Below are 26,642 nucleotides of genomic sequence, written 5' to 3' on the forward strand. Positions count from 1 at the left end.
TCAATGACGAATGGAGGTTTGCCGACTGGCGGAGAAACTGACGACCGGCGCATACACAAAAGAAACTTGAAGACGCCGGTCGCCGTTGGGGCGTTGGGGTGCATCTCGTTGGGGCGCGATGCAAGGTCAGGCTAAGCGGATGGCCGGCATCTGCAATCGCAACGCCGGCCTATGGTGAACAGGTGGTTACTATCCACAGGCGTCGGCTGGCGGAGGTCGCTCTTGCCGGCCCGTCCCTCACAACTGTGCGCAACAGCTGCCGGCCGGCCATCGGTGCTCGACGGGCAGCACCTGGGTTGCTAAGCCCCATGCCGCGCAGGAGACCTTTTTGAGTCGAGACATGACCGTTGCGATCGAGATGGGACACACCACGGCGGGCGCCCCAGCGAACCTCGATCTCGAGGAGCTGCTGGCGACCCGCCTTCTGGTGCAGGGCAATTCGGGCTCCGGCAAGTCGCATCTGTTGCGCCGGCTGCTCGAACAGAGCGCGCCCTGGGTGCAGCAGACCATCATCGATCCCGAAGGCGACTTCGTCTCGCTCGGCGAGCGTTACGGTCATCTGGTGATCGATGCCGAGGAGCACACCGAGCGCGGCCTGCAGGCGGCCGGCGAGCGGGCGCGCATCCACCGGGTGTCCACGGTGCTCAACCTCGAAGGGCTCGACGCCGAGAACCAGATGCGGCGCGCCGCCGCCTTCCTCGGCGGGCTGTTCGAGGTCGCCCGCGACCACTGGTATCCGATGCTGGTGGTGGTGGACGAGGCGCAGCTGTTCGCACCGGCGGTGGCCGGCGAGGTTTCCGACGAAGCGCGCAAACTCTCGCTCGGCGCCATGACCAATCTGATGTGCCGTGGCCGCAAGCGCGGGCTGGCCGGCATCATCGCCACGCAGCGGCTGGCCAAGCTCGCCAAGAATGTCGCGGCGGAAGCCTCCAATTTCCTCATGGGCCGCACCTTCCTCGACATCGACATGGCGCGCGCGGCCGATCTGCTCGGCATGGAACGGCGCCAGGCGGAAGCTTTTCGCGACCTGGAGCGCGGGCAGTTCATGGCGCTGGGCCCCGCGCTGTCGCGCCGGCCACTGGGCCTGCGCATCGGCCCGACCGATACGAGCCCGCGCAACGGCACGCCGCGGCTGATGGCGATGCCGGAAGCAGCCCTTGAGGATGCCCGCGCGATCATCCTGGCCGCGCCGCCGCCCGAGACGGTGCGCACGCCGCGCCGGGTAGCGTCACCGGACCTGCTCGACCAGCTGATGGCGGCGAAGTCGGCGGCGCTGGAAATCCGCCCCGAACCGGCGGAGCCGCAAATCAGCGCCGAGGATCTGGCCGAGCGGCGCGAGCGGGTCGACCGCGTGCTGCGCGCCATCCTGGCGCAGCCCGACGCGGGTTTTCGCGTCATCGGCGTTCTCTACCAGGAATTCGTGGTGCGCTGCCGCATCGAGGGCCTGGCCTCGGTGGTGCCGGACCTCGCCGAATTCCGCCGCATGCTGACGCGTGCCCGCGCCGGCCTCGGCTCCGAGACGACGCAGGATGACGCCTGGCGGGACGTTTCCGTCCGCGCCTCGCTGCTGCCCGACGACATGCAGGGCGTGTTCATGATGATCGCGCGGGCGGCGAAGGAGGGCTGGCCGTGCCCGAGCGACGCCGCGATCGCGCGCGCCTATGGCTCGCACTCGCTGCGCCGTGCCCGCCGTCTCCTGACCTATATCGAGGAGCAAGGCCTGATTGTCTGCCAGCTCGACGGCACGGGAAAGCGCACCGTGACGCTGGTCGAACTCGCCTGGGCCACGGCGCCCGGCGACCCCAATGCCGAGGAGGCGGAGCAGGGCAGCCTGGCACTGTGAGGGAGGGGCATGGTACGACACATGCTCTTCTTGTCGCTACAAGACCTCAACGCAGGGTTCGATGCATAGTGCAACGGTGAAGGGGATGCGACGCATGTTGCGCGAAGCCAGCTCTGCGGAAATCTGGAAATCTCTCTGTCGTTGCCTGACAGCGATACTGGCGTTTGCGGTTGTGACCACAACGGCCCAGGCCCATATCATCCAATCAGGCTCAGCGGGTTTTGGCAGCGGATTCGAGCATCCGTTGACCGGTCTCGATCACTTTCTGGCGATGTTCGCCGTCGGTTTGTGGGGCGCACAGATGGGCGGCCGATCAATCTGGACGCTGCCAGTCGCATTCCCGCTGATCATGGTTCTTGGCGGCGTCGCCGGTATCGCCGGAATCCCGCTGCCCGGCGTGGAAATCGGAATCGCGCTTTCGATGATCGCACTGGGGCTGGCTGTCGCATGTGCCTGGCACCCTGCGGAATGGATCGCGTTGCTGCTGATCGCGGTCTTTGCGATCTGCCATGGACATGCGCATGGTGCAGAGCTGCCGAACGCAGCTGACCCAGCCGACTACGCGATCGGTTTTGTCATCGCCACCGGCCTGATCCATCTTTTCGGCATTGGGGTCGGGCTCGTTCTGGGCAAGCCGTTTGGCGGGCGGTTGTCGCAAGTTCTGGGCGGGCTGATCGCGGTTGGAGGCGTCTATTTCCTTGTCGCCTGAGATAAGCACGGAACGAACAGCCGCCAGCGCCTTGCTGCGCTGGTCCGGTCCCATGTTGGCAATCGTGGGCGCCGCTGCGATCTGCGCTCTCGCATTGGAGACGCGGTCCGAACGTACGGTGACGTCATGGTGGATCCTCAACAGCGGCCTTTCCCCGGAACGCATCATTCCGCTTGCCGGACTGGGTGTGGCGATCGCCCTGGCGCGCGGACGCCATGTCGTTGTCGCACTGGTGACATTTTTCCTGGGCGTCGCGCTTGGGATGCTCTTTCGAGATCGATATCTCGCGCTCATGGCCGGCGTCCCCGGGGCAACAACGCATCTTTTCCTGACCGGGCCACTTTCGGCGCTCGCGGCCGGTCTGCTGTTGATCGTGCCAGCCCGCCTCAGACCGTGGGTTCTTCCCTTTGCCGCCGTGCTGATCGGCGCCATGCTTGGTGTCGCTACAACGCTCACCGACCCTACCTTGAATGATCCGGCAATCTCGCTGATCGCCATGCTTATCGCACTGTGGATCCTGGCCGTCATTGGCCTTAGCGGGCAGGCCTTCTGGCGGGCCTGGTTTGCGATCGCCGCGCGGATCCTTGGGAGCTGGCTTATTGCGATCGGCCTCCTTCTTGGAGGAGCAGTGATCGCCGCCAGACACCCTGCGCTTGCGCCGCTGCCCCCGCAGGCACCGTTAACCGACGGCGGAGCGAACGCTCGCCGCTTCGAAACACCGTTTCCCGAAGTCAATCGGCCGCGCGACCTTTCACGGTCCGGTGCACGGCCCACGCTCCCGTGAGCAAGCGCTGTCAAGGTGGCCAGGAATTCGGCCTACCGCTCGTGCGGGTCAACTCGCCTGGGTGACGGCTCCGGCGACCCGGCGCCGAGGAAGTGGCGCAAGGCAGCTTGGCGCTGTGATGAGGCGGCACGCTCGATCTTAGCGACCGCTGACGAAGTGGCGGCAGTTGCCATAGGCCAGCCGTCGCGGCGGCTGGCGTTGCCTGTGATGGATTTGCTCCGATGAAGATCCCGTCCTCGAAACAACTACTTCTGTTTTCGGCCCAGCCCCATGGATTTGGCGAGTTTCGAGCGCGTCTCGGAATAGTTTGGTGCCACCATCGGGTAGTTGGAAGGCAGGTTCCACTTCTTTCGATACTGGTCCGGCGTCAGGCCATAGTTGGTCTCGATATGCCGCTTCAGCGATTTGAAACGCTTGCCGTCCTCCAGGCAGATGATGAAATCGGGCGTCACGGATTTTTTCACGGGGACGGCATATCTGATCTCGTCGGGTCCGCCATCGGCAACGCCATCCGAAATATTTCGGATCGAGGCGTATATCTTTCCGATGAAGTCAGGAAGCTCGGCGGCGGGAATGGGGTTGTTCGAGACATAGGATGAGACAATGTCGGCGGCTATCAAAATAACGGGATCGATATGCTTTCCATTTCCGGCGTACGTGCTGGCGCCGTCCGTAACTTCAATAGGCGTTTCTTCGAAAATCCCTCCGGCCCGAACGATGGTTGGTCTGACATAAGGCTTCTTCAAAAGGCTTCTCCTTGACGAGCATGGGCTGGCGGTTGCATCTGCCGGATCATAGTTGTGGGAAAATTTCACACGTGTCAACTGGCGTGTAACTCGTCGCACGATGATTTCGGCCAAGTCGAAGCGTTGTTCCCCGTCAGAGTGCGGGGAACTCGACTGACGCGACAGAAGCACCGCCGATGTCGCTTCTTTGGCCAGCGCCCTTGTGGAAGCATTTCCCACAAGCTATTTTCGGCAGGAATTTCCGAGGGATGGATGATCGATCTCGCGATTGGCAAGTGAAGGACGACGATGAGCAAATCGGCGGGACAATATCTGGATGCCGCAGGGGTCCAGAACGCGTTGAACCGGGTTCTTCGCCCGCTGGTGCGGTTGGCCATCAAGTGCGGGGTGACCTTTCCGGCCTTCGTCGATCTGCTGCGCCAGCTCTACGTCAATGTGGCCGAGCATGAATTCGCATTGCCCGACAAGCAGCAGACCGACTCCAGGGTCAGCCTGCTGACTGGCGTCCACAGGAAGGAAGTCAGCCGGCTGAGAGGGGCGGGCGCTCCGGTGCGGGCGGTGCCCGATTCCGTTTCCAGGACGAGCGCCATCGTCGCGCGCTGGCTTGCTGATCCGTTGTTCGTCGACGCCAAGGGCGTGCCATTGCCGCTGGCGCGGACGAGCGAGGCGGGAGAGCCGTCCTTTGCCGGTCTGGTGGAATCGGTGACCCGTGATCTCAGGCCGCGCGCCGTTCTCGACGACTGGCTCGACCGCAAGCTGGTCGAAATCGACGGCAAGGACCGGATCGTCCTGATGGAAGGGGCAATGGTGCCGCGCGGCGACGGCGAGGTCCGGCTCTACTACTTTGCCCGCAATCTCGGGGATCATGCGGCCGCCTCGGTCGAGAACGTTCTGGCCGACGCGCCGCCCTTCCTCGAGCGCGCCGTCCATTATGACGGGCTGTCGGAAGAGCTTGCCAGGTCGCTCGAGGCCTACAGCCGCGAGATCGCGGTCGAAACGCTGCTGCGCCTGAACAAATACGCAAACCAGGCCATTCAAAGCGATCCGGGCGGGACCAGCCGGTGGAACTGGGGCGTCTATATCCTCACCTCCGACGGCACGTCGCTCGTTGCCGAGGAATCGCCTGAAACTGGGGATGCCGGCGGAGAGACGGCATGAGCGGGAGGCCGACGAGACGGGATTTCCTGACGCTTGCCGCCGTGCCGACGGTGTTTTTCAGTCTGCTTGCGCGGGCGACCGAACCGTCGAAAGACCAGGGCATTGGCGGCACCGGCTGGACGGCGGGGACCGACGGTGACCAGGGCATCGGCGGCACCGGCATCGTCGGAACGATCCAGCGCTTCGGCAGTATTTTCGTCAATGGCGTGCGGGTTCAGTATCAGCCCGATGTGCCGGTCTGGATCGACGGCGTCCGGGTCGCCCCGAACAGGCTGAAGGTCGGGCATGTCGTCCGCGTCGCGGTGGTCCAAAAAGCCGATCGCGTGATGGCCTCCGCCATCCATGTCACCAGCGAGGTGGTTGGGCCGGTCGAGCGCAAGACCGCCGGCTCGATGCGGGTGCTGGGGCAGCAGGTCGACATCAGCCAGCTTGCGGAGGAATTGAAGGTCGGGGTGGGCGACATCGTGGCCGTCCACGGCATTCGCCGGCCCGACGGGAAAATCGTCGCCAGCCTGGTGGAGGCCAGGCCGGATGAAACGCACTATCTGGTGCGCGGCCTGGCGGTCGCAAGGTCGGGCGCGTTGCTGGTCGGGCGGCTCAAGATCGGACAGGGATCGTCGCCGCTTGCAAACCGGCGCGTTCAGCTGACCCTCACCAAGGCCGTGGGCGGATACAAGATCGTGCATCTGGAGGCGGAAGCGCCGGTGCCGCAGGCCCATGTCGCCGATGTTCTCTACGAGACGTTTCTGCAGCGCCGCGGACATCGGCTGGAATCGGGTCTGGGCATCGCCGTCGACGATCAGAACGGCGATGTGAAATCGACGGCTGCTGTCCGGGCGTTTATCGAGGTCGGGTTCGATCGCGAGGGCAATGTCGTGTCGGCGTCGCGCGGGCAAGGTGCTGGCGGGCCGTCGCCCAACCAGCCTGGTATGCCGCCGGGTTCGCCTCCCGGCGGACCGACCGGGCCGGGAGGGCCGGGCGCGCCCGGAGGTGGTCCGGGCGGACCCGGCGGTCCGGGAGGGCCGGGCGGTGGCCCTGGTGGGCCGGGTGGGCCTTAAAGCCGTTCATTATTTCCCGGAAGCCGCCCATAACGTCGTCATCCCTGGGCGAAGCAGGAGCGAAGCTCCGTCGCGGAGACCCTGGGATCCATTCCGTGACCTTAACCGTGGAGTGCAGCGGTGCAGAATTCTGCACCGTAGCAGCGCTTCCGAGTCCCGGCATGGATCCTGGGGTCTGCGCCGCGTCGCTTCGCTCCTTGCTCCGCCCCAGGATGACGAAGCGATGGATGTACCAGCGTTCTGGCGGGCGCGACGATCCGGCCGGCCCGTCCTTTGCGATAGACGGAACCGGCCGGCACAGCCGTACGGGGCTCGTTGGGGTAGGGGCGTGAGCTTTTTTGGTACGGCTGCTTTCCGCGGACCATACGGGGGGCGGACGGTCCGCTGAATCCTATGGAATGTCCTGGCTTCCTTTCCTCTCACAGTCGCTGACGGGCTCAACATGTGGGAAAATTACCCACAACTCAATCGCGCACTCTTGACGTGGGTAAATTTCCCACGTAGATGAGATCGACACCTGAGGACGATCATTTCCAAACCCTCGGGCCTCGGAACAAGGCAAATCAATCCGAAATAATGCGGCTTTGACCGCCACGGATTCTGTTGCCTCCGGACTGATTTGATTTCGGTGCAGCAACGTCGAAGGTAAACCATTGAAGACCCTGTATATTGATGCCTCCCTGCCGTTTCGCTGGGGGCCGCATCCGCCAGTGGGCATCCCGCGCGTCGAAACGGCGCTCATTCGTCAGGCGCTGCGATGGAAGGGCTCGCCGGTCGGCTTCTTCATCGTCGATGCCTGGGGGCACGGTCAAAGGCTCGATGAAACGGAACTTCGCTATCTGCGTCGGCTGGTCGATGGCGATCTGCCGCAACCGATTGGCGGTGAGGGAAGCTCGTATCTGGCGCGGCTGTGGAAAGTGCTGTCGATCATGCGGGAGGCGCCCTTTACCTGTGGGCGCGAGTTCGATCGCGTGGCGGCGATCTTCCTCTCGGGATCCGAGAGGAGGCGCGGCATCAAGTTTCAGCTGTCCAAGACGGCCATCCGGCTGTTCAAGATCGTGAAGTCGGCGCTGCGCCCAAGCAGGCTCGACACCGGGGATCCGCTGAAAGACGAAAACGCCATATGCTTTCTGTCCAGCGCAAGCGTGCATGAACTGGCCGCGAAGAAGCTCACGGGAAAAGCCAAAAGTGGCATCTTCACCCTGATGCACGACCTCATTCCGATCGACTTCCCGCAATTCGTCGGTCCGCATCACGCGCGCGGATTCGTGCGCAACACGGCATGGCAGCTGGACAATGCGCAGCTGCTCGTCTGCGTGTCGAAATACACCGCCGACAGGGTGAAATGCCATGCCAAGACCTCCGGCGTTGGCCGGGTTCCGCAGGTCGCGGTGGCATCGCCCGGCGCTTTTCTCAGGGAAGGCGTCACCGACCGGGAGATGTCCGTCGAAAGGCAAAACCGGGACCGCAAGTTCGTCCTCTACTGCTCGACGATCGAGATCCGGAAAAACCACATCCTTCTGCTCAAGGTCTGGCACCGGCTTTTGCCGCTGCTGGGTGAGCGGCTGCCGACGCTCGTGCTGTGCGGCCGCTGGGGCTGGATGTATGAGGAGCTCACCGCCTTCATGGCGCAGCATCCGGAACTTGCCGAGCATGTCCAGTTCCGCTCCAACCTCAGCGACCGGGAACTGGCGGAACTCTACCGGGACGCCGAATTCAGCGTCTATCCTTCCGCGGTCGAAGGCTGGGGCCTGGGTGCCGCCGAGTGCCTCGATTTCGGGCTGCCGGTGCTGATTTCGGACGCGCCGTCGCTGACGGAGGCGACGCAAGGGCTGATGCCGACCATTCCCGCGCGCGACGTCGAAGCCTGGTGCGCCGCGGTCGCCAAGGCCTGCACCGATCCGGTCTGGCTGGCGGAATTGCGCCACATGATTGCGTCGCGCTACCGCCCGATCCGCGAGCGAGAATTCTTCGCGACCATTGTCGACCACGTCGCGGCAATCGACCGTGTCGTGGAAGCCGACCCTATCGCAGAAGCCGACCCTGTCGCAGGGATCAGCTCAGACGATCTCGCGCCGAGGATTTACGGGCCGAATCCGGTGCTGGCCGGGCCGGCCAGGCAGCCCAGCGCATTGGCAGCCGATCAACCGGTTTTTCGCGGGGCGTGATGGGAACCATTGTCGATATGTCGACGCTCGGCGGGGCGCGGGAGCGCTCCGGCAATATTGCCGTCCGGGTGATGGGGACGCCGCGATCCGGCACCAATCTGGCGAAATATCTGCTCGAACGCTATCTCGGGGTACAAATCGTCTTCGATAATGGCTTCTGGAAACACGGGGTCTTTCCGGCGCTCATGAACGGGCGCGACATACAGTATGGCGACCTGCCCATTGTCGTCCTGAGCAAGGATCCCGTCAGCCAGATCCTGTCGTGGTTCCGTCTTGCCAGGAACGACACGATTTTCAAGCCGAACGGGAATCTCGGTTCGTTTCTCACGCAGCCCTTCGAAGTCAGGCAGGATTTCACCGAGCCGAAGCGCATGGAATACAGGTTCCACTCGCCGGCCGATTACTGGAACCAGTTCTATTTCGCCATGGATGCGCTTCGCCGCTCCGGCGCGCCGGTGCATTTCGTGCGCTATGAGCAGCTGGTTTCAGACCCGGCCGACTGTCTGGGTTCGATCTCGCGTTTTCTCGATCTTGCCTCGTTCTTCGATGCCCGCCGCGTGGTGGCTCTCCCCAGGCACACACTTGGTGCCAGCAATGACTTTGATGCCGCGGAAAGCCCGGCGGATGAAAGGGCCTTCGATCCGGCGCGCGCCGAGCTTACATCGGCGCTTGTCAGGATGGGATGGCGCAATGCCCGCACCATCCTGCGCGCCATCGACGACGACGTGCTCGATGCCACGGGCCGGGCCGGGTTTCGCCAGACCTGCCGCGAGGCGGTTGGCCCGGCCGCCATGCTGAGGTCGCTCGTCGGCTTCTGGTGAGGGTGGCCGGCGAAGACCGGTCAGCCTGTCACCGCGATGCCGGCGTGATGGCTGCCCAACTGCCAGAGGGGCAGGGGAAACCGCCCGTGCTGCACTTCGAGCAGGCGAAAACCCGCCCCGCCGATCAGGCGCAGCGGATCGCGGTTGAGGTGGCAGCCGCCGGCGATCGATCCCCACAGCCGGTTCAGGCGCTCCTGCCACCGGCGGCAGCGCGGCCCCTCGGCCTGGCCGTGCTCGATGAAGATCAGCCGGCCCGTCTGCTTCAGGATGCGCCGGATTTCGCTGAGCGCGGCTTGAGGGTCGGGAATGGTGCAGAAGGCATAGGTGACGACGACCGTGTCGGCGATGCCATCGGCCAAGGGCAGGCTTTCGCCGCTGGCCCGGATGCATTCGACCGCGAAGGGCGAGGCGCGGCTCTTCGGTGCGGCGAGGCCGAGCATGGTGCCGTCGGGATCGACGCCGATCAGCCGCTCCACCCTGGCGGCGTCGTAATAGGGCAGGTTGAGGCCCGAGCCGAAGCCGATTTCGACGACGACACCTTCCGCCCGCGGGATGATGCGCCCGCGCATCCGCGAAAAGGCGCCGGCCGAGCAGCCGGCGTGGACGAAATAGGGGGCGACGCAGCGCGCGTACCAGGAGAGGCAGGTCTGGCACATGGCTCAGCCTCCATGCCCGGCGGCAGGGACGCCGGCAAGCAGTTCTGATGTGCGGTGGCTTGATGTATTGACCGGTGACATTTCTCGCTCCAAGGGAGTTGATCGGGCCGGATCGGCTCGAAACCGGGGATAGATGGCCGGCGTCCCCTCAACGTCCTCTGACCATCCCCGGGCGGCCGCGTGCGGATCGATGGAGCCGATACAACTCAGACTTCTGGGTTTTCCGGAGTTCCGGCTGAACGGGCGGCCAGTGGAGCTTGCCTTGCGCAAGGCGGCGGCGCTCGTCATTTACCTGGCCGAGGCCGGCGGGCCGGTGGCGCGCGACGTTGCCGCCACGCTGCTCTGGCCCGAGGCCGACGCGGAAGCCGCCCGCGCCCGCCTGCGGCGCACGCTCTACAAGATCCACATCGCCTTCGGCGAGGAGGTCATATCAGCCAGCGCGGCATCGCTCAGCCTGCGCCCGGCGCTCTTGGTCGAGGCCGACGCAAGCGCCTTCGAGCACGCCTGCGATGCCGGTCTTCTCGACGCCGCCGCCGGCCTCTACACCGGCGACTATCTCGCCGGCTTCTCGCTACCGGATTGTCCCGAATTCGAGGAATGGGTGTTCTTCCGCCGCGAGGCCTTGCGCAGCCGGCTGATGCAGGCGCTGGAGCGGCTGGTGGAAGCCAAGATCGCCGGGGGCGAACCGCGCGACGCTGTAATGCACGCCACCCGGCTTGCCTCCCTCGACCCGTTGAGCGAAAGCGCGCACCGCCATTTGATCCGCGCCCATCTGGCGGCCGGCGACCGGGCGGCGGCCGAGCGCCAGGGCGAGGCCTGCGTGCGGCTGCTGCGCGACGAACTCGGCGTGGCGCCGGACCCCGCCACGCTCGCTCTGCTGCGCGCGCCGGATGCCGAGGTGCCGAGAACCCGCTATGTCGCGGTGGACGGCATCCATATCGCCTACCAGACCGTCGGCAGCGGCCCGGCCGATATCGTGCTTGTTCCCGGCTTCATCTCGCATGTCGAGCGCATCTGGGAAGACCGGAGCTGCCGCGCCTGGCTCAATGCTGTGTCGCGGCTCGGCCGGCTGATCCTGTTCGACCGGCGCGGCATGGGCCTGTCCGACCGCGTTGGCGCCCGCCCGACAGTCGAAGCCACCGCGCGCGACATTCTGGCTGTCATGGATGCGGCCGGCAGCCGCCGCGCCGTGCTGGTCGGCGCCTCGGAGGGCGGGCCGGGCTGCATCCGCTTTGCCGTCGACCATCCCGACCGCCTGACTGGCCTCGTTCTCTGGGGCTCGCTGGCCAAGGGCAGCCACGCGCCCGACTATCCCTTCGCGCTCACATCGGCGCAATACGACCTCTGGCAGCAGCGCCTGCTCGCCGGCTGGGGCGGCCCGGCGGAAATCGAAACTTTTGCGCCCAGCGTCGCCGCCGACCGCCAGGCGCGCGCCTGGTGGGCCGGCCTGCTCAGGGCCGCCTCCAGCCCCGGCGCGGTCGCCGGCCTGCTGCAGGCGCTGCGCGATGCAGACGTCCGCCCCCTGCTGTCAAAAGTCTCGGCCAAGACGCTGGTCCTGCACCGCACCGGCGACCGCGCCGTGCGGGTCGAGGCCGGGCGCTATCTGGCGGCGAGGATACCGGGGGCGAGGTTTGTCGAGGTGGAGGGGGAGGATCACTGGTTTTGGGTGGGGGAGCAGCGGGCGTTGCTGGAGGGGATTGGGGGGATGGTGAGGGGTGGGTGAGGGCGTGAGCTGAGCTTGCAGAGACGAACCTTGGCTATGGGTGGTTTCCAGGTCCTGATTCCCGACGTAGTTCAACAATTCGAATCCAACTTGGCAGCCAAAGTACTGGCTGCTCCCCTCGATTGATCCATATGCAGCGCGCCTGAACCTGACTTCCAGAGCTGACGGGAAAGGTCGAGCATGTCAAACACTGCACGGCAACGCGAAGCCGATGTGGGCACACGTCGCGTCATGGCGCTGCCAGTTCGCCAGCCAGGCTGACGCGCTTGCGGCGTTCAGGCCGTGAATGCCTTGAATGTATCCCTGGACGTCAACATCACCTGGCCGTTGAATGAGATCGAGAAATCACCGAGCTGGTACTGGCCCTGGCCGTTCTTGACCAGAATGGCACCATCGACCTTGTTTGGGCCGCTCTCGATGCTTCTGACGATCCTGTCGACGTAGCGAAGGCTGCTCTTGGCGAAAAGCATATCGTTCTTGGCCACCTGTTGCGCGAGACGTTGTAGCTTCGGGTCGCCGCCGACACTTTGCAAGCGCTCTTCAACTGCCGTGGGGGTCATGCGCGCGAGCGTGTCATTGAGAGCTGGCAATGCCTTCTGTAGGCTGAACAAGGCATCGGATGCCATCCTGGTGGCGTCGCCGTAGCTTAGGCCCTGGTTGCCAATCGCCTTGTTCGCCTGCGCCTGCGGGCTGTGGTCGGCGGCGGCCTCCATCTCGTCCTGAATGGCCCACATATAGTCATGTTCGTCCATGGCCTTCACAGTCTCCTGCGTCTCGCCGGCAGGGATGAAGTAGCGCGCAACAGTGGGGTCCTTATGCTGGCGATCCGCCTCGACCATCGAGCTGATGAAGCGCGTATACTCAGCATAGAGTTCGCCATAATTGGCCTTGCCGGCATGCATATAGGGGTCGTCCGCCGTCGTGGTGGAGGGTGCATCGGCGGACGAAGTCGCCGGCACATCGGTCTTGGAGGTCTGGGCGAAGCCGCCGAACAGGTCGTATTCGGTACCGTCTTCGTTGCCGGTCGCGCCCGGACGAATGACCGGAGCCTCGGTCCGCAGCGCTGTGCCCGCTTTGACGAAGGTCGGCTGGCTGGCGCTGGCAAAACCGCTCCTGGCCGATATCAGCTTCTGTATCGTAACGGTGAGGTCCGAGGTGATCTGCATCGGGCGGTCCTTGAATTTCACATGCCTTGCATGCGATTCACAGAATGAAGTACGGCAGTTAAGCAATGGTTGAAGGTGAGTGCCGGGAAAAAATATTTATCCTGGCACCAATAGCGTTTGTCCAATATAATTCAACAATAACTAATATAGTTGGTAAGGTCGCGAAGGCGACGAACCTTTAAAATCCGATTCCTTGGCCACTCCATGTTCAGTCATTGGACTGTCGATAGTCCAAGTGATCTGAACACAGAGCGAAGCCTCAGGCCCGCGACGGCGCTTCGCCAGTCGCTGTTGAGCGCATTCCCTAATTAGAAGAAGTCGAACTGCGCGGCAGTCAGGTCGGTCGCGGTGATTCCGGTCAGCGTAAGTGTGTCGCCGCCCCCGAAATCGATGACCGTATCGGCACCGACTTGCGACAGCAGGCCGGCGAGATCGGAGAAATCGTCGACGCCCGCGAAAGCGCCGATGCTGACATGCTCGCCCGCCGTGGCCAGCGACAGATCGGTGATCGTGTCGGAGCCATCGCCAAACTGGAAGATAAACGTATCGGCGCCGGCGCCGCCGGTGAGCTGATCGCCATTTCCCACGCCGCCGGCAAGCGTATCGTTGCCGTTTTCACCGTTGAGCGTGTCGTTGAGAAAACCGCCATAGACAATGTCGTCGCCGTCTCCGGCATTGACGAGATCGGCCCGGCCAAGGCCGGGCGCGTCGCCCGTGTTCTTGCCGGCGAGGTAGATGATGTTGTTGTCACTGCCGTAGCCCCGGATTTCGTCGATGCCGTCCAGGGCGGTCTGTGTGAAATCGAGAGGCGCCGATCCCGCATAGGCTGAAATCTTCACGCCGGTGAAGGTGCCGAACTCCAGGCTGGTGTTGGTGATCTGCTCAATGCCGGTAATGGATTTGATACCGATCAGGATATTGCTCTGGACCGCGACGATCCTGTCGGTTTCGGTTCCGCCGTCATATTTCGTGCCGCCAAAGCAGGGCTGCCCGACGAAGAAGTCGTCATAGCCCTGTCCGCCATTGGCGGTCAGATTGCCGCTGTAGCTCAAGTACATATCGTCGTCATCGTAGCCGCCATCGATGACCGATGCGGCGATCGAACTTCCAATTCCCATCCTGATGACGTCGTTTCCCGTGCCGCCATAGAGGCTGTCAGCGCCACCACCGCCGTCGATAATGTCGTTCCCGCTTCCACCGTCGATGACGTCGTTGGCGCCGAGCCCCGTGATTTGATCGTTGCCTTGCTCGCCATAAGCATAGTTGGTGATGTTCGAATTCTGCAGATAAATCTTGTCGTCGCCATCGCCGCCCCAGATGCGGGCGTTGCCGAGATAAAACGATGTGTAGCCGACGCTGTAGGCGTAGATGACGTCATTGCCGCCATTGCCGTAGATGATGTCGTTTCCGCCCTTGCCCGAAATGACGTCGGCTACCGACGTGCCGTTCAGCGTTTCACCAGCTGTCGTGCCATTGATTACCATGCCTATTCTCCTCCACTATTCGACGAATTTGCCATGACGTGCGTGTTTCGAGGCATTTTTAGCCCCGCCGCTGCCGAAAATAGGAGAAGTCTAGCAGGGTTTTATTTGACCGCCAGTAGCCAAGCCCGGATTTTACGACGGAGACGACGTTTTTCCGGGAGATATAGTGTATTTCTAAATTTAGAGGCTGCTTGTATTGCGATACGATCCGGAGGCAGGGTCGAAGGCTGGACGTGCAGGCAAGAATGTCATGGGCCCGCCGCTCGACGCCCTTGTCACCGCTTTTCCACAATCCGCAAATAAGCCGCCGTCACGAACAGCACGATCAGGCCGACCAGGATGCGTCTTGCGCCTTCCGGCATCTGCAAAATGGTCAGCAACGTCGTCAGCACGGTCAGGATCAGCGCGCCGATGATGGTGCCGGTGTAGCCGCCGCGACCGCCGAAGATGGAGGTGCCGCCGACCACGGCGGCGGCCACCGAGGGCAGTACCAGGGGTTCGGCGGACAGGGAAGGGGCCTTGATCAGGCCGATAACGGCAGGCTGCCGGCCAGCATGCCCAAGGTGTATCGAGGGCTGCTATCGCTTGCTATCAGCGTACGCTGGTCGGGCGCGCTGCACGACCAGCCAATGTCGAGACCATCACCCAGCTATCCTGTTCGGCATGAGGGCGATGAGCATCATGCAGCACTTGGGGAAGCCCGGCTCGCGAAGCCTATGGTTCAGTCAACCTTCATAGTCATGGTGATTGTCGACTGGCCGTGGTTGACTTGGCTTTTTCCGGTGGCGGCGAAAACAAAGGTGTCAGTGCCCTTGTAGCCACTTTGCGCCTGATAGGTGACGACCGAGCGGCTGGGGACGGTGACAACACCATGCCGGGGGCGGGAAATGATTTTAAGACTGAGGGTACCACTGGCGTGCATGGGAAATACACATTTTTGGCCGCTATGGACCATGGCGCTGCCAGTGGTGTCTACGCCAAGCCAAAAACGCAATTGCCACGGACAGTCGTCCGCATGCGCCGATGTTGCAAGGCCCATGCCGAGAAGGCTGGCGAGAGCAAGGGCTGAAAGTCTGGTGGAGATCATGGAATCGTGCTTTCTTGCCAGATGAGATTTTGAATGAAGCATCGGATTGGCAGGGGCAACTACGTTTTCTGGAGACGAGCAGCCTGTATATGGCCAAGGCCAATCGTTTCGGTCTTGGGCGGAATCAGCAGCTTTTTGAAATTGCCAGTCTAAACAAAACGATAGCATATGACCAATGCCGCGGGACTGCGGAATTGTCTGAGCCGTGGAAAAAGAGCGCCAGATTTTTTCTTTGGATTTCTCGACATTCCTGATCAGTCCCCGCCTTCAGGCCGGGATTTCTGCATATTGGCGGTATGTCTCGCAATGGATTTATTTGTTATTTGAAATTGGTGTCATGAATTTGGCCGCGCTTCAGGCTGTCTTGAGCGCCTTGTTTGTGATCTCGATCCGCCGCCATCGTTGGCTCTTCGGATCTACCTTTCCTCCACAATCCGCAAATACGCCGCCGTCACGAACAGCACGATCAGCCCAAACAAAATCCGCCGTGCCCCCTCCGGCATCTGCAAAATCGTCAGCAGCGTCGTCAGCACGGTCAGGATCAGGGCGCCGATGATGGTGCCGGTGTAGCCGCCGCGTCCGCCGAAGATGGAGGTGCCGCCGATGACGGCGGCGGCGACCGAGGGCAGGACAAGGGGTTCGGCTAGCGAGAGCGAAGGGGCCTTGATCAGGCCGATATAGAGCAGGCCGGTGATGCCGGCGAGCAGGCTCGATGTGACGTAGAGCGCTGATATGACCTGCCAGTATTGCACGCCCGACAGGCGCGTTGCGTGTTCATTGTCGCCGACGGCGTAGAGCAGGCGGCCGAAGCCGGTGCGGGCCAGCGTGAAGACGATGAGGGTGGCCAGCGGCACGAACAGCAGCAGGGCGTTGGGAAAGCCATAGGTCACTCCGGTGCCGAGCCAGGCGAGGAAGTCGGGGATTTTCGCGCCGGATGCGATCACCGTGCGCTGGTAGACCTGCAGGCAGCCGGTGCCGATCAGGCTGGTGCCCAGCGTCATGATCAGCGGGTGGACGCGGAAGACGCCGACGCCGATGCCGTTGACGAGGCCGATCAGCACCGCCGGCATCATCGCCAGGAGGAAGGCCACCGCCGGGTCCTGGCTGACGATCTGCGTCGCCATGATGAAGGCGCTCATCGTCGCCACTGTGCCGACCGAGAGGTCGATGCCGCCGGTCAGCATGGTCATGGTCTGGCAGCCGGCAAGGATCGCCAGCGGAATGGCGAATTTGATGGTGTTGGCGATCCAGCGCTCGTTGACGATGCCGGGGCGCAGGATCTGCAGGATCACCACCAGGATGATGAGCAGGATGACGAGCGGGACAAGCGGCCGGTCGGCCATGAAGCGTTTTAGGCGGCGGCCGAAGGGGACGGGGGTGATCGCGGTGGTGCTCATGGCGTGGGTCCGGTTCGCGATGGGGCGGGGGCAGAGAGATCGCATCGGCGCAAAGTCCCCCTCACCCGGATTGCCAACCGAATTGCGAAGGGCAATTCGGGGCAATCCGACCTCTCCCCGAGGGGAGAGGAGGACGCCGGCGTCGATGCCAGCCTCTTCTCCCCCACGGGGAGAAGGTGGACGCGAAGCGGCCGGATGAGGGAGCCTCTCACACGCGATTGCTTTGCCGCAAAGGGCACCATCACCGCCCTCATCATTGCCGCCCCCGCATCGTAATGAACGCGCCGAACATCACCACGGCGACCATAATGGCGCCTTCGATGATGGCGGTGACGTTGGGGTCGATGGCGAGCAGCGTCAGGTCGGTGCGCACCAGGCGCAGCACGAAGACGGCGACGATGGGGCCGAGCAGGCCGCCCTTGCCGCCGCCGAGCGCGACGCCGCCCAGCACCACGGCGGCGACGCTGGCGAGCAGATAGGGGCCGGGGATGGGGGCGCCGATGCCGGTGCTCATGGTCAGCGCCAAGCCGCCAAAGGCGGCGAACAGGCCCGACAGCGCATAGGCGATGATGCGGGTGCGCTTGACCGGCACGCCTGAGCGGAACGCCGCCAGTTCGCTCGAGCCGATGGCGTAGGTGGAAAGGCCAAGGCGCGAGCGCCTGAGCGGTATCCAGATCACGCAGAGACAGACGATCAGCACCAGCAGGGCCTTGGGCAGCCAGGCGTCGATGGCGTCGGGCAGGCCAGGGATCGGCACGGTGCCGGAGATCAACGCCTTCAGCCATTCGGCGGCAGCGCCGCCCGGCGCGTCGAGCACCAGAAGGGCGGCACCCTGCAGCACGAACAGCATGGCCAGCGTGACGACGATGTCGGGCACGCGGGTGACGACGATGAGCAAGCCGTTGAGCGCGCCAAGGACAAAGCCCATGGCGAGCACGAAGGGCACGACGAACAGGGCGTATTCCTCGGAAGCACCCGCCATCATCGAGGCGGCGGTGACGCTGGTCAGCGCCATCATGGCGGCAACCGACAGGTCGATGCCGCCGGCGATGACCACGACCGTCTGTGCGGCGACGGCGAAGGCATAGGGCAGCACGGCGCGTGCGAGCGAGCCGAAATCGCCGCTGCCATAGGCCGGCTGGATGATCTTGGTGGCGATGAAGAGCACGACAAGAAGCGCGAGCAGGCCGATGACCCAGCCCTGGCGGCGCAGGAAATGGCTCATGGCGTCGGCTCCGGTGCATCGGAAGCATTGGCCGTGGGGCCGGCCAATATGCCGATATCGGCCTTGGCGCCGCGCGGCAGGCCGTAGGCGGCGCGCATCAGCGCCGGCTCGTCGGCTTCCTCGACCGGGAAGATGTCGACGAGGCGGCCGCCGAAGATGACGATGACGCGGTCGCAGACGCGCTGCACCTCTTCGAGTTCCGAGGTGTAGAACAGCACCGACTTGCCGTGGCCGGCGAGCTCGCGCAGCAGACGATAGATCTCCTGCTTGGTGCCGACATCGATGCCGCGCGTCGGGTCGAAGCACAGGATGGTGCGCGCGTCCGCCGCGATCCAGCGGGCGATGGTCACCTTCTGCTGGTTGCCGCCGGACAGGCGCTGAACCTCGCCTTGCGCGCGGGTGTCGATCTGCAAGCGCTGAATGGCGCTGAGCACCGTGTCGCGCTCCTTGCGCATGTTGATCGGGCCCCAGTTGCGCAGCGCGGCACTGAAGGGCAAGGCGATGTTCTCGCGCACCGAGCGCTGCATGGCGAGCGCCTCGGAACGGTCGCCCGGCACATAGGCGATGCCGGCGCGGATGGCGTCGATCGGGTGCGAGAATTTCACCTGAGAGCCATCGACCTCAATGGTACCGCCCGAGGGCCGGATCGAACCGGCCAGCGCCGCGAACAGCTCGTCCTGGCCCTGGCCTTCGAGCGCGACGACGCCGGCGACCTCGCCATCCCTGAGATCGAAGGAGACGTCGCTGAGCTTGCTGCCGACGCGCAGGTTGCGCACGGCCAGACGCGGCCGGGCAGGGGCGGGCGCCGCCTTCTCGGCGGCGCTGCGGGCGGCGACATGGGTCTTGACGATGCGGGTGCCGAGCATCAGCTCGACGATCTTTTCTTCCACGCCCGGCACGATGTCGACGACGCCGACGGTCTCGCCATCGCGCAGCACGGTGGCGCGGTCGCAGAGCGCCGAGATTTCGACGAAGCGGTGCGAGATGAAGATCACCGCGCGGCCGGCGTCGCCCTGGCGGCGCACCACTTCCAGCACCTTTTCGGCGAGATTGGCGGGCAGCGCCGCCGTCATCTCGTCGAGCAGCAGCACGTCGGGCTCGACGGCGAGCGCGCGCGCCAGGTCCAGCACGCGCAGCACGGCCAGCGGGATGTCGCGCGCGGTGTCGCGGATGTCGAGATCGGCAATGCCGAGTTCGCGCACCCAGGCGCGGAACGGCTCGACCGGCGTGCCGGTGAGCCTGAGATTGGACAGCACGTCGAGATCGGGGATCAGCGACGGTTCCTGGTAAACGGGTAGCAGGCCTGCGCGGCGCGCGGCGGCGGGCGAGCGTATGTCGCGCGCCTCGCCCCGGATCAGGATGTGCCCGGCATTGGCCGAGATCGCCCCGGTCAGGATCTTCACCAGCGTCGACTTGCCGGCACCATTGGCGCCCATCAGCGCATGCACCTCGCCCGGCAGGACGGACAGCGACGCGTTGCGGAGCGCTGCGACCGCGCCGTAGTTCTTGGCAACGCCTGATGCGTCGAGGAGGGGGCTGGTGGTCAAATGGTTTGGGTCTCGATTCAGATGGCAGGCTATCGCGTGTGGAGAGGCCCCCTCATCCGGCCGCTTCGCGTCCACCTTCTCCCCGTGGGGGAGAAGAGGCTGGCGCTCGTGCCGGCTCCTCTCCCCTCGGGGAGAGGTCGGATTGCCCCGAATTGCCCTTCGCAATTCGGTTGGCAATCCGGGTGAGGGGGCCTTTGCCCATATGTGACTTCCCTGCCCTTGTGAGGCAGGGATATCGGAGCCTTACTCGCCCGGCCCCTTGCAGGCCACGATCTGCTCCTTCGTATACGTCGTCCAATCCGGGATCGAGATCGAGACCGGCCATTCGGGGCTGAGCGACGGGTCGGCGGCGGCTTTCAGCTTGGCCTTGCCTTCGTCGGTGGCGTTGTCCCACAGCTGCGGGTTGACCAGCACGGTCTGCTGTGCCGGCTTCTTGCCGTCGAGGATCTGCAGCGCCAGCGTGACGCCCGCACCGCCGATCGAGCCGGGGTTGGTGACGGCCGCACCGACGAGGCCCTTGACCGAGCTCAGCTGGCCGACGAAGCCGGCATTGTCGGCGCCGACCACCGGCACCAGCGGCGCCTGCGATTCCACCAGCGCGTCGACGATGACGTTGTCGATGCCTGAGGTCCAGATGCCGTTGAACGGCGTTCCCGTCGACAGGAAGGAGAGGATCTGCTGCTTGGCCTGGTCCTGCTGCCAGCCGGTGAAGACTTCCTGCGCCACCTTCACATTGGGGAATTCGGCCAGCGCCTTCTTGAAGCCTTTGTCGCGATCGGAGTCGGCCGAAGCGCCGGCCGCACCACGCATGTAGAACACCTCGCCCTTGCCGCCCATCTGGCCGAACAGCCATTTGGCGCCGAGATAGGCATATTGCTCCTGGTTGTTGGAGATGATGTAGGCCGACGGTTCGGTGACCGCCTGGTCGACGGCGACGACCACGATGCCGGCCTTGGTGGCCTCTTCCAGGCCCGCCTTGATGCCGGCCGGATCGGCGGGGTTGACGACGATGGCGTCGACCTTGGCGCTGATCAGGTTGCGGATGTCTTCGAGCTGGCCAGCGGCATCGGTGTTGCGGTGGGCGATGTTGAGTTTTGCGACCTCGCCGGAGGCCAACGCCTGCGCCTTCATGGCGCACACCATCTCCTCGCGCCAGCCATTGCCCTGGACGGTGTTAGAGATGCCGATCGTGTATTTGCCGGCAGCGGACGAGACGCCCACCGAAGCCAGCAAGGCAGCGCCCGCCAGCAGCGGGACCATGGTCAGTATTTTCTTCATTTCAGTACTCCTCCACATTGTTTTTCAGTTTCAGTTCCAAGTCGTTGAGGCATGCAGTTCAGAAAGAGATTCAGGCGACTCAACTCGTTGTTCTCTCCGCATGTCGTTGCCGACATGCTTCTCCTCACTTGACGAAGGGACGCAGCACGTCGCGGGCGAGCAGGAAACCGCGCTTCACCTGATCGTCGCTGCCCTCAAATCGCCTGTCCTCGTGTTCGATGATGATGGATCCGTCATAGCCGGCGCGGTAGAGGCCGGAGAAAAAGGCGCTCCAGTCGACATCGCCCAGCCCCGGCATGCGCGGCACCTGCCAGCCTATGCCGGCCGAGAGGATTCCGCGCTCGTACAAACCATCATGATCAATCATCAGGTCCTTGGCGTGGACATGCAGCATATAGGGGCCGAATTCCTTGATGAAGCGCGCCTGGTCGATCATCTGCCAGACCAGGTGCGAGGGGTCGAAATTCATGCCGACCTCGCCGCCCCAGGTCTCCAGGATGCGGCGCCAGACCAGGGGCGAGTAGGCAATGTTGTGCCCGCCTGGCCATTCGTCATAGCTGAAGATCATCGGGCAGTTCTCGAAGGCAAGCTTGATGCCGTGGTCGCGTGCAAAAACGACGATTTCGGGCCAGACTTTCAGCGCATCCTGCCAGTTGACGTCGACGGTCTTGGAGGCATCGCCGCCGCAGAAGGTGTTGACGACGGGTACGCCCATATTGGCGGCCAGCACGATCACCTTCTTCAGATGGCCGATGACCGCCTCGCGGTGCGCGGCATCGGGATGCAGCGGGTTGGGGTAGTAGCCGAGGCCGGAGACCGTGAGGTTCTTTTCCGCCAGCGAGGCGACGATTTCTTTCGCCTGCGTGGGCGAGGTGGAAGCAGCGTCAATATGGCTTGTGCCGGCATAGCGGCGGGTCGCACCAGAGGTTTTCGGCCAGCAGGCGATTTCCAGCGCCTCGAAACCGGCCGCGCTGGCCCAGCCGGCGACATCGGCAAGCGGCGTCTCCGCGAATGGTGCGGTGAGCAGTCCAAGTTTCATAGTGCCTCCCCTGGTCGTGTCTTCACGGCCAGCTCCTATAATGCCGATAGTTTGGATCGCTTCAACCTCGCGACCTCATCTTGTTCGAGACTGTGCCGGATCGCCGCCATCGGATCGTCCGAGAGCAGCTCATCAAGCGCCGATATGACGGCCGCGCGGAACGTCTCGTTCGCGGCAAGGCCGGGGTCGAAAATCGTGTCGATGGCCAGGATACCTGAAGCCAACACCGTCGCATCGCGGCCGGTCGCGTCGGCGATCCCGGCAACCTTCCCGGCATAGGGGTCCGACACTGGCCAGCGTTTGCCGAAGTGAGCCGAGGCCTGGATGAGGTAGGCCATCCAGCCGGCAACCGGCACTGTCAGCAGGCCGATGCCGGCGCCGTGGCTCAAACGATCGCGGATCGGGTTGAGCAGGCGCTGGACGATCTTCTGCGAGCCATCGGTGGCGATCTGGTGGTTGCGGTGGTGGATCGCCGTGTTCTTCAAGCGGCCGAGACTCTGCTCGACATAGGCTGATGGATCCATGCCCGGCACCGGCATCAGCGTCGGCAGCGTTTCCTCGATCAGCATGCGCCTGATAAAGGCCGACAGCAGCGGGTCGGCGATGGCATCGAAAGTGTGTTCCAGTCCGGCCAGCACGCCAAGCGTGGCGAGCGTCGTCTGGGCGCCGTTCAGCACCCGCATCTTGAGATGCTCGAAGGGCGTGACATCGTCGACGAAGGTGGCCCCGACCAGATCCCAGCGCGGCATGCGGCCGGCGAATTTCTGCTCGATCACCCACTGCCGGAACGGTTCGCAGACGGCGACGGCGGCATCGCGGTAGCCGAACCATTGCTCGACGCTGTCGAGGTCATCCTGCGTCACCGCCGGCGCGATGCGGTCGACCATGGCGGAAGGGAAGGCGGCGTTGGCAGTGATCCAATCGGCAAGGCCATTGCCGCGCCGTTCGGCAAAGGTGCGAACGACAGTTTCCAGGATGATGCCATTGGTCGGGATGTTGTCGCAGGAGAGCAGCGTCAGTGGCCGGCCGTGCGTGGCGCGGCGCAGCTCCAGCGTCCGCGTGAGGATACCGGGCACGCTGCGCGGTGCCTCGGGATTGGCGAGATCATGGACGATGTCTGGATGGCCGAGATCGAGCGCGCCGCTCGACGGGATGTGGCAATAGCCCTTTTCGGTGACCGTCATCGTCACCAGTTCGATGTCGGGCGAGGACAGCACGCCGAGCGCCGGCGCGGCACTGTCCTGGCTATCGACCACCCGCACGATGCTGCCGATGACGCGTGCCTCGATGTGGCTGTTTTCGCGGATCAGCCTTGTGTAGAGCCCGCTCTGCCGGCCGAGCGTGTCGGCGAGGCTGGGCGGGCGGATGTTGATGCCGACAATACCCCATCGGTCGAACTGGAGCGCGAGCAAATCGTCGGTGTATTCGGCCTGGTGGCAGCGGTGGAACGCGCCGACGCCGAGATGCGCCATGCCGGGTTGAAGCGCGGCGCGATCATAGGCCGGTGTCTGGACGGCGGCCGGGAGCCGATCAAGCAAGGCTGGCCCGAGTGTTTCCGGCGAAGCTGGAGCGGCGTTCACCGGTTCGCTCCGATCACCGACTGCTCCTGGTCGATCACGGCGCCGGTCATCGGGCCGGCCGCGTCGGAAAGCAGGAAGACGGCGAGGTTGGCGATGTCGTTCGGCGTCAGCAGCCTGCCGAAGGGCTGCGCGGCGTTGGCGGCGTCGAGCCAGCCGGGACCGTGGCCGAGCGTCTCGGACTGCATCACGCGTTCGGCCGGGGTGTCGGTCCAGCCGACATTGATGCCGTTGACGCGGATGCGGTCGAAGCGGTGGGCGTTGGCGGCGTTCTTGGTCAGCGTCGCCAGCGCGCCCTTGGTGGCGGAATAGACGGCGAGTTCCGGCGAACCGCAATGGGCGTTGATCGACAGGATGTTGACGATGGCGCCGCCCTGGCCGCGCTTCTTCATGTCGGCAATCGCCGCCTGCATGAGGAAGAACGGCGCACGCGCATTGACCGCGAACAGCGAGGCCCAGTCGTCTAGGTCGGCATCGAGGAAGGAGGCGCGGTCGGTCAGGCCTGCGGCGTTGACCAGGCCATCGATACGGCCGAAGCGCTCGATGCAGGCTTGCGCCAGAAGGGCAGGGGTTTGCGGGTCTCCAAGGTCGGCGGCGACGAAGATGGTCGGCGTGCCGATGGCCGACAGTTGCGCCGCCACGGCGTCGCCGCGTTTGCCATCGCGCCCGGTGATCAGCAGCCCGCCGGCGCCGGCACGCGCCAGCGTCTCGGCGATGGCGCGGCCGATGCCTTGCGTCGCGCCGGTGACCAGCACGACCTTGCCTTGAAGACGAAGCTCCATTCCTCCTCCCGGAACAAAGTTTCCATTTTTCAAAATATGGAACGGCAATTCCCGATAGTCAATTGTGCCAGCAAAACCTCATGTGCCACGCTTTGCTGCGACGCCTTGGACCAGTGCCATGCCGACGGCGAGTGAGGCGGCCAGTGAGCGGAAACCGGCAAAGTCGGATTCCACCACCTCCAGCCAGCTGTCCGACAACGGGATCAGCGGGCTGAAGGTGCTGTCGGTGATGGTGACGATGCGGGCCTTGCGCTCGTGTGCCACGGCGACGAGGTCGGGCGTAATCGAATTGTAGGGGCTGAAGGAGACGGCCAGCACGGCATCCTGCCTGCCGATGCAGCCGACCTGGTCGAGCGCCGACGAGCCGACATTGTCGACCAGCACGTTGCGCACGCCCTGCTGCGACAGCGTCAGCGACAGATAGGTGGTGACGGGGAAGGCGCGCTTGGAGCCGATGACATAGATCAGGTCGGCAGCGGCGAGCAGCGTCACCATCTTCTCGAAACTCTCGACGTCGAAGCCGGCCTCGATGCGGCCAAGCGAGGCCTGCGAGGCGCCGACCATGCCGTGCAGGAAATGCATGGCGGCGTTGGGCTCGGTCTCGGTGCGCGGCTCGCCACGCGCTTCGGGCCACGAGCCCTTGACGTGGTCCTTGAACAGGCCCTGGAAATCGGAAAAGCCGGAATAGCCGAAGATCTGGGCAAAGCGCACCAGCGTCGAAGGCTGCACGCCCGCCTGTGCCGCCACCTGGGCGATGGTGCCGAGCGCGACGTCGCTCGGATGCTGCCACAGGAAGATCGCCACCTGGCGCAGCCGTTTGGGGAAATGCACCGTGCCGGACGACAGCACCGCGCGCAGTTCCTCATAGGTCTGCGGCTGGATATAGCCCAACGCGGCAAGAGAGCGCCCGCGCTTGCGTGTCGCCGCCTCGTCGGCAAGAGATCGTCCCGAAGATTTGCCCGCCCCACTCATGGTTTCAGGCTAGCGCGGTACGATCGTATTACAATATGGAAATTGGAAATTGTGTTCGAAAGTGGTAGGCCCTCACCGTCGTCATCAACTCTGAGGAATGGTGGCGTCTCTGAGCCTGGCGTTTAGGGTGACGACGATTTTTCGCATGACTGCAGCGATGGCCACCATTGGCTTTTTGCCGTTGGCGATGAGGCGTTTGTAGAAGGTGGCGAACTCGCCCCTTCCGGCAGCGGCATGCAGTGCGGGCATGTAGAGCATGCTCCTGATCTCCGGTCGTCCGCCGCGGATTTTGCGGTAGCCTTGCTTTTGTCCGCTGTCGTTTGGATGAGGCGCGAGCCCTGCAAGGGCTGCAGCCTTTCGGCGTGTCATGGTGCCGAGCTCGGGCAAGATGGCCAGCAGCTTGGCGGTCACGATCGGGCCGAGACTGTCCATGGCCGTGCAGATGGCGGCTCGATGCTTGAGGGCGCTGCTACCGGCGATCAGCTCGCGCATGGCTGCATCGATGGCTTGGATCTGACGCTCGACGACTTTGATCACGGCCTCGAAGGAGGCAGCGAGCTCGCGGCCACCAGGTGCCTTGGCGCGGTTCTTCTCTGCGATCTTGATGGCGATGAGTTCCTGGCGGCGGCGCACCAGGGCGCGCAAGCGGGTCTCGTCGGGGTCCGGGGCTTGCCAAAGGGTCAGCTTTTCCCAGCGTTCGCGACCGTAGGCTCTCAACATGGCGGCATCGATGGCATCGCTCTTACCGTGCGTGCCGTAGGAGCGGATGAAGCTCTTGACCTTGAGCGTGTCGGCGCGATGGCAGGCGATGCCGGCGCGCAGGCACTCTTCGAGCAGCAGGCTCTCATGGCCACCGGTCGGTTCGCAGACCACGAGATCGGCCTGTTTGTGGCTCTTGAGGAAGGCGCGGATCGTGCGTCGCTGGTTGTCGATGACTTGGGTGGTGGTGCCGTCGGCGGCGGTGATGGTGTCCTTGGCGATATCGAGGCCGAGGCACAGGCTCGGTTGTTGATGCAAGAAGGCCATGCTGGTGGTATCCTTCTAAGGCTTCGGATTGTTTGCGGGCGTGGCGCAAGCCAGCGGCCAATCAACTCTCCAAGCGATGGCGGACAAAGACGGCAGGGACCATGATGACGTCGGGTGTTGCCCGATCCCAGGGACGGTCGCCTGCCGCCGGGACTGCCGGTTGTGATGGGCCGCAGTCCCGGCCGCCACACTACCCAATCCTGCTCAAACAATCCTAGGGCGAAGCAGGAGCGAAGCTCCGTCGCGGAGACCCTGGGATCCATGCCGTGACGGTTGCCGAGGAACGCGGCGGAAGGGAAGATTCTGCACCGAAGTCGCGGCATGGATCCTGGGGTCTGCGCCGAGTCGCTGCGCTCCTTGCTCCGCCCCAGGATAACGAAGTGATAGGTGGAGGAA

General features: G+C 64.1%; 23 protein-coding genes and 1 pseudogene. 9 read left to right on the forward strand and 15 right to left on the reverse strand.

All coding sequences use genetic code 11. The features are described from left to right. Positions 1-340: 340 nt before the first annotated feature. The 3 genes from DBIPINDM_RS30225 (at position 341) to DBIPINDM_RS30235 (ending at position 3,336) form a co-directional block, all read left to right on the forward strand. A complete protein-coding gene (locus tag DBIPINDM_RS30225) occupies positions 341-1,843 on the forward strand; it encodes an ATP-binding protein (RefSeq protein ID WP_202358781.1) in 1,503 nt (500 codons plus the stop codon). Positions 1,844-1,937: 94 nt separating this feature from the next. Beyond that, a complete protein-coding gene (locus tag DBIPINDM_RS30230) occupies positions 1,938-2,552 on the forward strand; it encodes a HupE/UreJ family protein (protein WP_258582630.1) in 615 nt (204 codons plus the stop codon). 52 nt (positions 2,553-2,604) lie between these two features. Continuing rightward, positions 2,605-3,336: a hypothetical protein gene (locus tag DBIPINDM_RS30235; protein WP_258582631.1), complete on the forward strand. Its 732-nt coding sequence runs from the start codon at positions 2,605-2,607 to the stop codon at positions 3,334-3,336. A 245-nt stretch (positions 3,337-3,581) separates the two neighbouring features. Here the strand turns inward: DBIPINDM_RS30235 and DBIPINDM_RS30240 are convergent, their stop codons facing one another. After that, entirely contained in the window at positions 3,582-3,971 is a 390-nt protein-coding gene (locus tag DBIPINDM_RS30240) for a MucR family transcriptional regulator (RefSeq protein ID WP_258589378.1), read from the reverse strand. 399 nt (positions 3,972-4,370) lie between these two features. Here DBIPINDM_RS30240 and DBIPINDM_RS30245 point away from each other — a divergent pair, with 399 nt between their 5' ends. The 4 genes from DBIPINDM_RS30245 to DBIPINDM_RS30260 all read left to right on the forward strand — a co-directional run bounded on the left by DBIPINDM_RS30245 (position 4,371) and on the right by DBIPINDM_RS30260 (position 9,287). Beyond that, a complete protein-coding gene (locus DBIPINDM_RS30245) occupies positions 4,371-5,240 on the forward strand; it encodes a DUF6502 family protein (protein ID WP_258582632.1) in 870 nt (289 codons plus the stop codon). Next, a complete protein-coding gene (locus DBIPINDM_RS30250; protein ID WP_258582633.1) occupies positions 5,237-6,298 on the forward strand; it encodes a DUF5666 domain-containing protein in 1,062 nt (353 codons plus the stop codon). The genes DBIPINDM_RS30245 and DBIPINDM_RS30250 overlap by 4 nt, the downstream gene beginning before the upstream one ends. Positions 6,299-6,951: 653 nt before the next feature. Further along, complete coding sequence (locus DBIPINDM_RS30255) at positions 6,952-8,466, forward strand: glycosyltransferase (protein WP_258582634.1); 1,515 nt, start codon at positions 6,952-6,954, stop codon at positions 8,464-8,466. After that, entirely contained in the window at positions 8,466-9,287 is an 822-nt protein-coding gene (locus tag DBIPINDM_RS30260; RefSeq protein ID WP_258582635.1) for a sulfotransferase, read from the forward strand. The genes DBIPINDM_RS30255 and DBIPINDM_RS30260 overlap by 1 nt, the downstream gene beginning before the upstream one ends. 20 nt (positions 9,288-9,307) lie before the next feature. Here DBIPINDM_RS30260 and DBIPINDM_RS30265 read toward each other — a convergent pair whose 3' ends face one another. Further along, positions 9,308-9,943, reverse strand: coding sequence for a class I SAM-dependent methyltransferase (locus DBIPINDM_RS30265; RefSeq protein ID WP_258582636.1), 636 nt, complete (start codon positions 9,941-9,943; stop codon positions 9,308-9,310). A gap of 190 nt (positions 9,944-10,133) precedes the next feature. Between DBIPINDM_RS30265 and DBIPINDM_RS30270 the strand changes: the two genes are divergently transcribed. Then, positions 10,134-11,666 carry an alpha/beta hydrolase gene (locus DBIPINDM_RS30270; RefSeq protein WP_258582637.1) on the forward strand — a complete coding sequence of 511 codons (1,533 nt, stop codon included), beginning with the start codon at positions 10,134-10,136 and terminating at the stop codon, positions 11,664-11,666. 275 nt (positions 11,667-11,941) lie between these two features. On the opposite strand, the gene DBIPINDM_RS30275 is transcribed toward DBIPINDM_RS30270, so the two are convergent. The 4 genes and pseudogenes from DBIPINDM_RS30275 to DBIPINDM_RS30290 form a co-directional block, all read right to left on the reverse strand. Continuing rightward, positions 11,942-12,832: a hypothetical protein gene (locus DBIPINDM_RS30275; RefSeq protein ID WP_258582638.1), complete on the reverse strand. Its 891-nt coding sequence runs from the start codon at positions 12,830-12,832 to the stop codon at positions 11,942-11,944. A 308-nt stretch (positions 12,833-13,140) separates the two neighbouring features. Continuing rightward, complete coding sequence (locus DBIPINDM_RS30280) at positions 13,141-14,316, reverse strand: calcium-binding protein (RefSeq protein WP_258582639.1); 1,176 nt, start codon at positions 14,314-14,316, stop codon at positions 13,141-13,143. A 275-nt stretch (positions 14,317-14,591) separates the two neighbouring features. Next, positions 14,592-14,849, reverse strand: a pseudogene (locus tag DBIPINDM_RS30285) (ABC transporter permease); the annotation flags it as partial. Between the two features lie 188 nt (positions 14,850-15,037). Beyond that, entirely contained in the window at positions 15,038-15,403 is a 366-nt protein-coding gene (locus tag DBIPINDM_RS30290; protein WP_258582640.1) for an Ig-like domain-containing protein, read from the reverse strand. Between the two features lie 14 nt (positions 15,404-15,417). On the opposite strand from DBIPINDM_RS30290, the gene DBIPINDM_RS30295 reads away from it, so the two are divergent. Beyond that, positions 15,418-15,657, forward strand: coding sequence for a hypothetical protein (locus DBIPINDM_RS30295; protein ID WP_258582641.1), 240 nt, complete (start codon positions 15,418-15,420; stop codon positions 15,655-15,657). A 162-nt stretch (positions 15,658-15,819) separates the two neighbouring features. Here DBIPINDM_RS30295 and DBIPINDM_RS30300 read toward each other — a convergent pair whose 3' ends face one another. From DBIPINDM_RS30300 to DBIPINDM_RS30340, 9 genes are all read right to left on the reverse strand, one after another. Further along, on the reverse strand, positions 15,820-16,800 hold the full coding sequence (locus tag DBIPINDM_RS30300; protein ID WP_258582642.1) for an ABC transporter permease: 981 nt from the start codon (positions 16,798-16,800) through the stop codon (positions 15,820-15,822). Between the two features lie 253 nt (positions 16,801-17,053). Further along, complete coding sequence (locus tag DBIPINDM_RS30305) at positions 17,054-18,025, reverse strand: ABC transporter permease (protein WP_258582643.1); 972 nt, start codon at positions 18,023-18,025, stop codon at positions 17,054-17,056. Next, on the reverse strand, positions 18,022-19,572 hold the full coding sequence (locus DBIPINDM_RS30310; RefSeq protein WP_258582644.1) for a sugar ABC transporter ATP-binding protein: 1,551 nt from the start codon (positions 19,570-19,572) through the stop codon (positions 18,022-18,024). The genes DBIPINDM_RS30305 and DBIPINDM_RS30310 overlap by 4 nt, the downstream gene beginning before the upstream one ends. Positions 19,573-19,815: 243 nt before the next feature. After that, on the reverse strand, positions 19,816-20,850 hold the full coding sequence (locus DBIPINDM_RS30315) for an ABC transporter substrate-binding protein (RefSeq protein WP_258582645.1): 1,035 nt from the start codon (positions 20,848-20,850) through the stop codon (positions 19,816-19,818). Positions 20,851-20,974: 124 nt separating this feature from the next. Next, positions 20,975-21,889, reverse strand: coding sequence for a sugar phosphate isomerase/epimerase family protein (locus DBIPINDM_RS30320; protein ID WP_258582646.1), 915 nt, complete (start codon positions 21,887-21,889; stop codon positions 20,975-20,977). A 35-nt stretch (positions 21,890-21,924) separates the two neighbouring features. Further along, entirely contained in the window at positions 21,925-23,469 is a 1,545-nt protein-coding gene (locus DBIPINDM_RS30325) for a mannitol dehydrogenase family protein (RefSeq protein WP_258582647.1), read from the reverse strand. After that, a complete protein-coding gene (locus tag DBIPINDM_RS30330) occupies positions 23,466-24,248 on the reverse strand; it encodes an SDR family oxidoreductase (RefSeq protein WP_258582649.1) in 783 nt (260 codons plus the stop codon). Before DBIPINDM_RS30330 ends, DBIPINDM_RS30325 begins: the two co-directional genes overlap by 4 nt. A 78-nt stretch (positions 24,249-24,326) precedes the next feature. After that, positions 24,327-25,220, reverse strand: coding sequence for a MurR/RpiR family transcriptional regulator (locus DBIPINDM_RS30335; RefSeq protein WP_258582650.1), 894 nt, complete (start codon positions 25,218-25,220; stop codon positions 24,327-24,329). Positions 25,221-25,304: 84 nt separating this feature from the next. Beyond that, positions 25,305-26,246 carry an IS110 family transposase gene (locus DBIPINDM_RS30340; protein ID WP_258582651.1) on the reverse strand — a complete coding sequence of 314 codons (942 nt, stop codon included), beginning with the start codon at positions 26,244-26,246 and terminating at the stop codon, positions 25,305-25,307. Positions 26,247-26,642 lie beyond the last annotated feature (396 nt).

Source organism: Mesorhizobium sp. AR02 (assembly GCF_024746835.1).
In the GTDB taxonomy this organism is placed as follows: Bacteria; Pseudomonadota; Alphaproteobacteria; order Rhizobiales; family Rhizobiaceae; genus Mesorhizobium.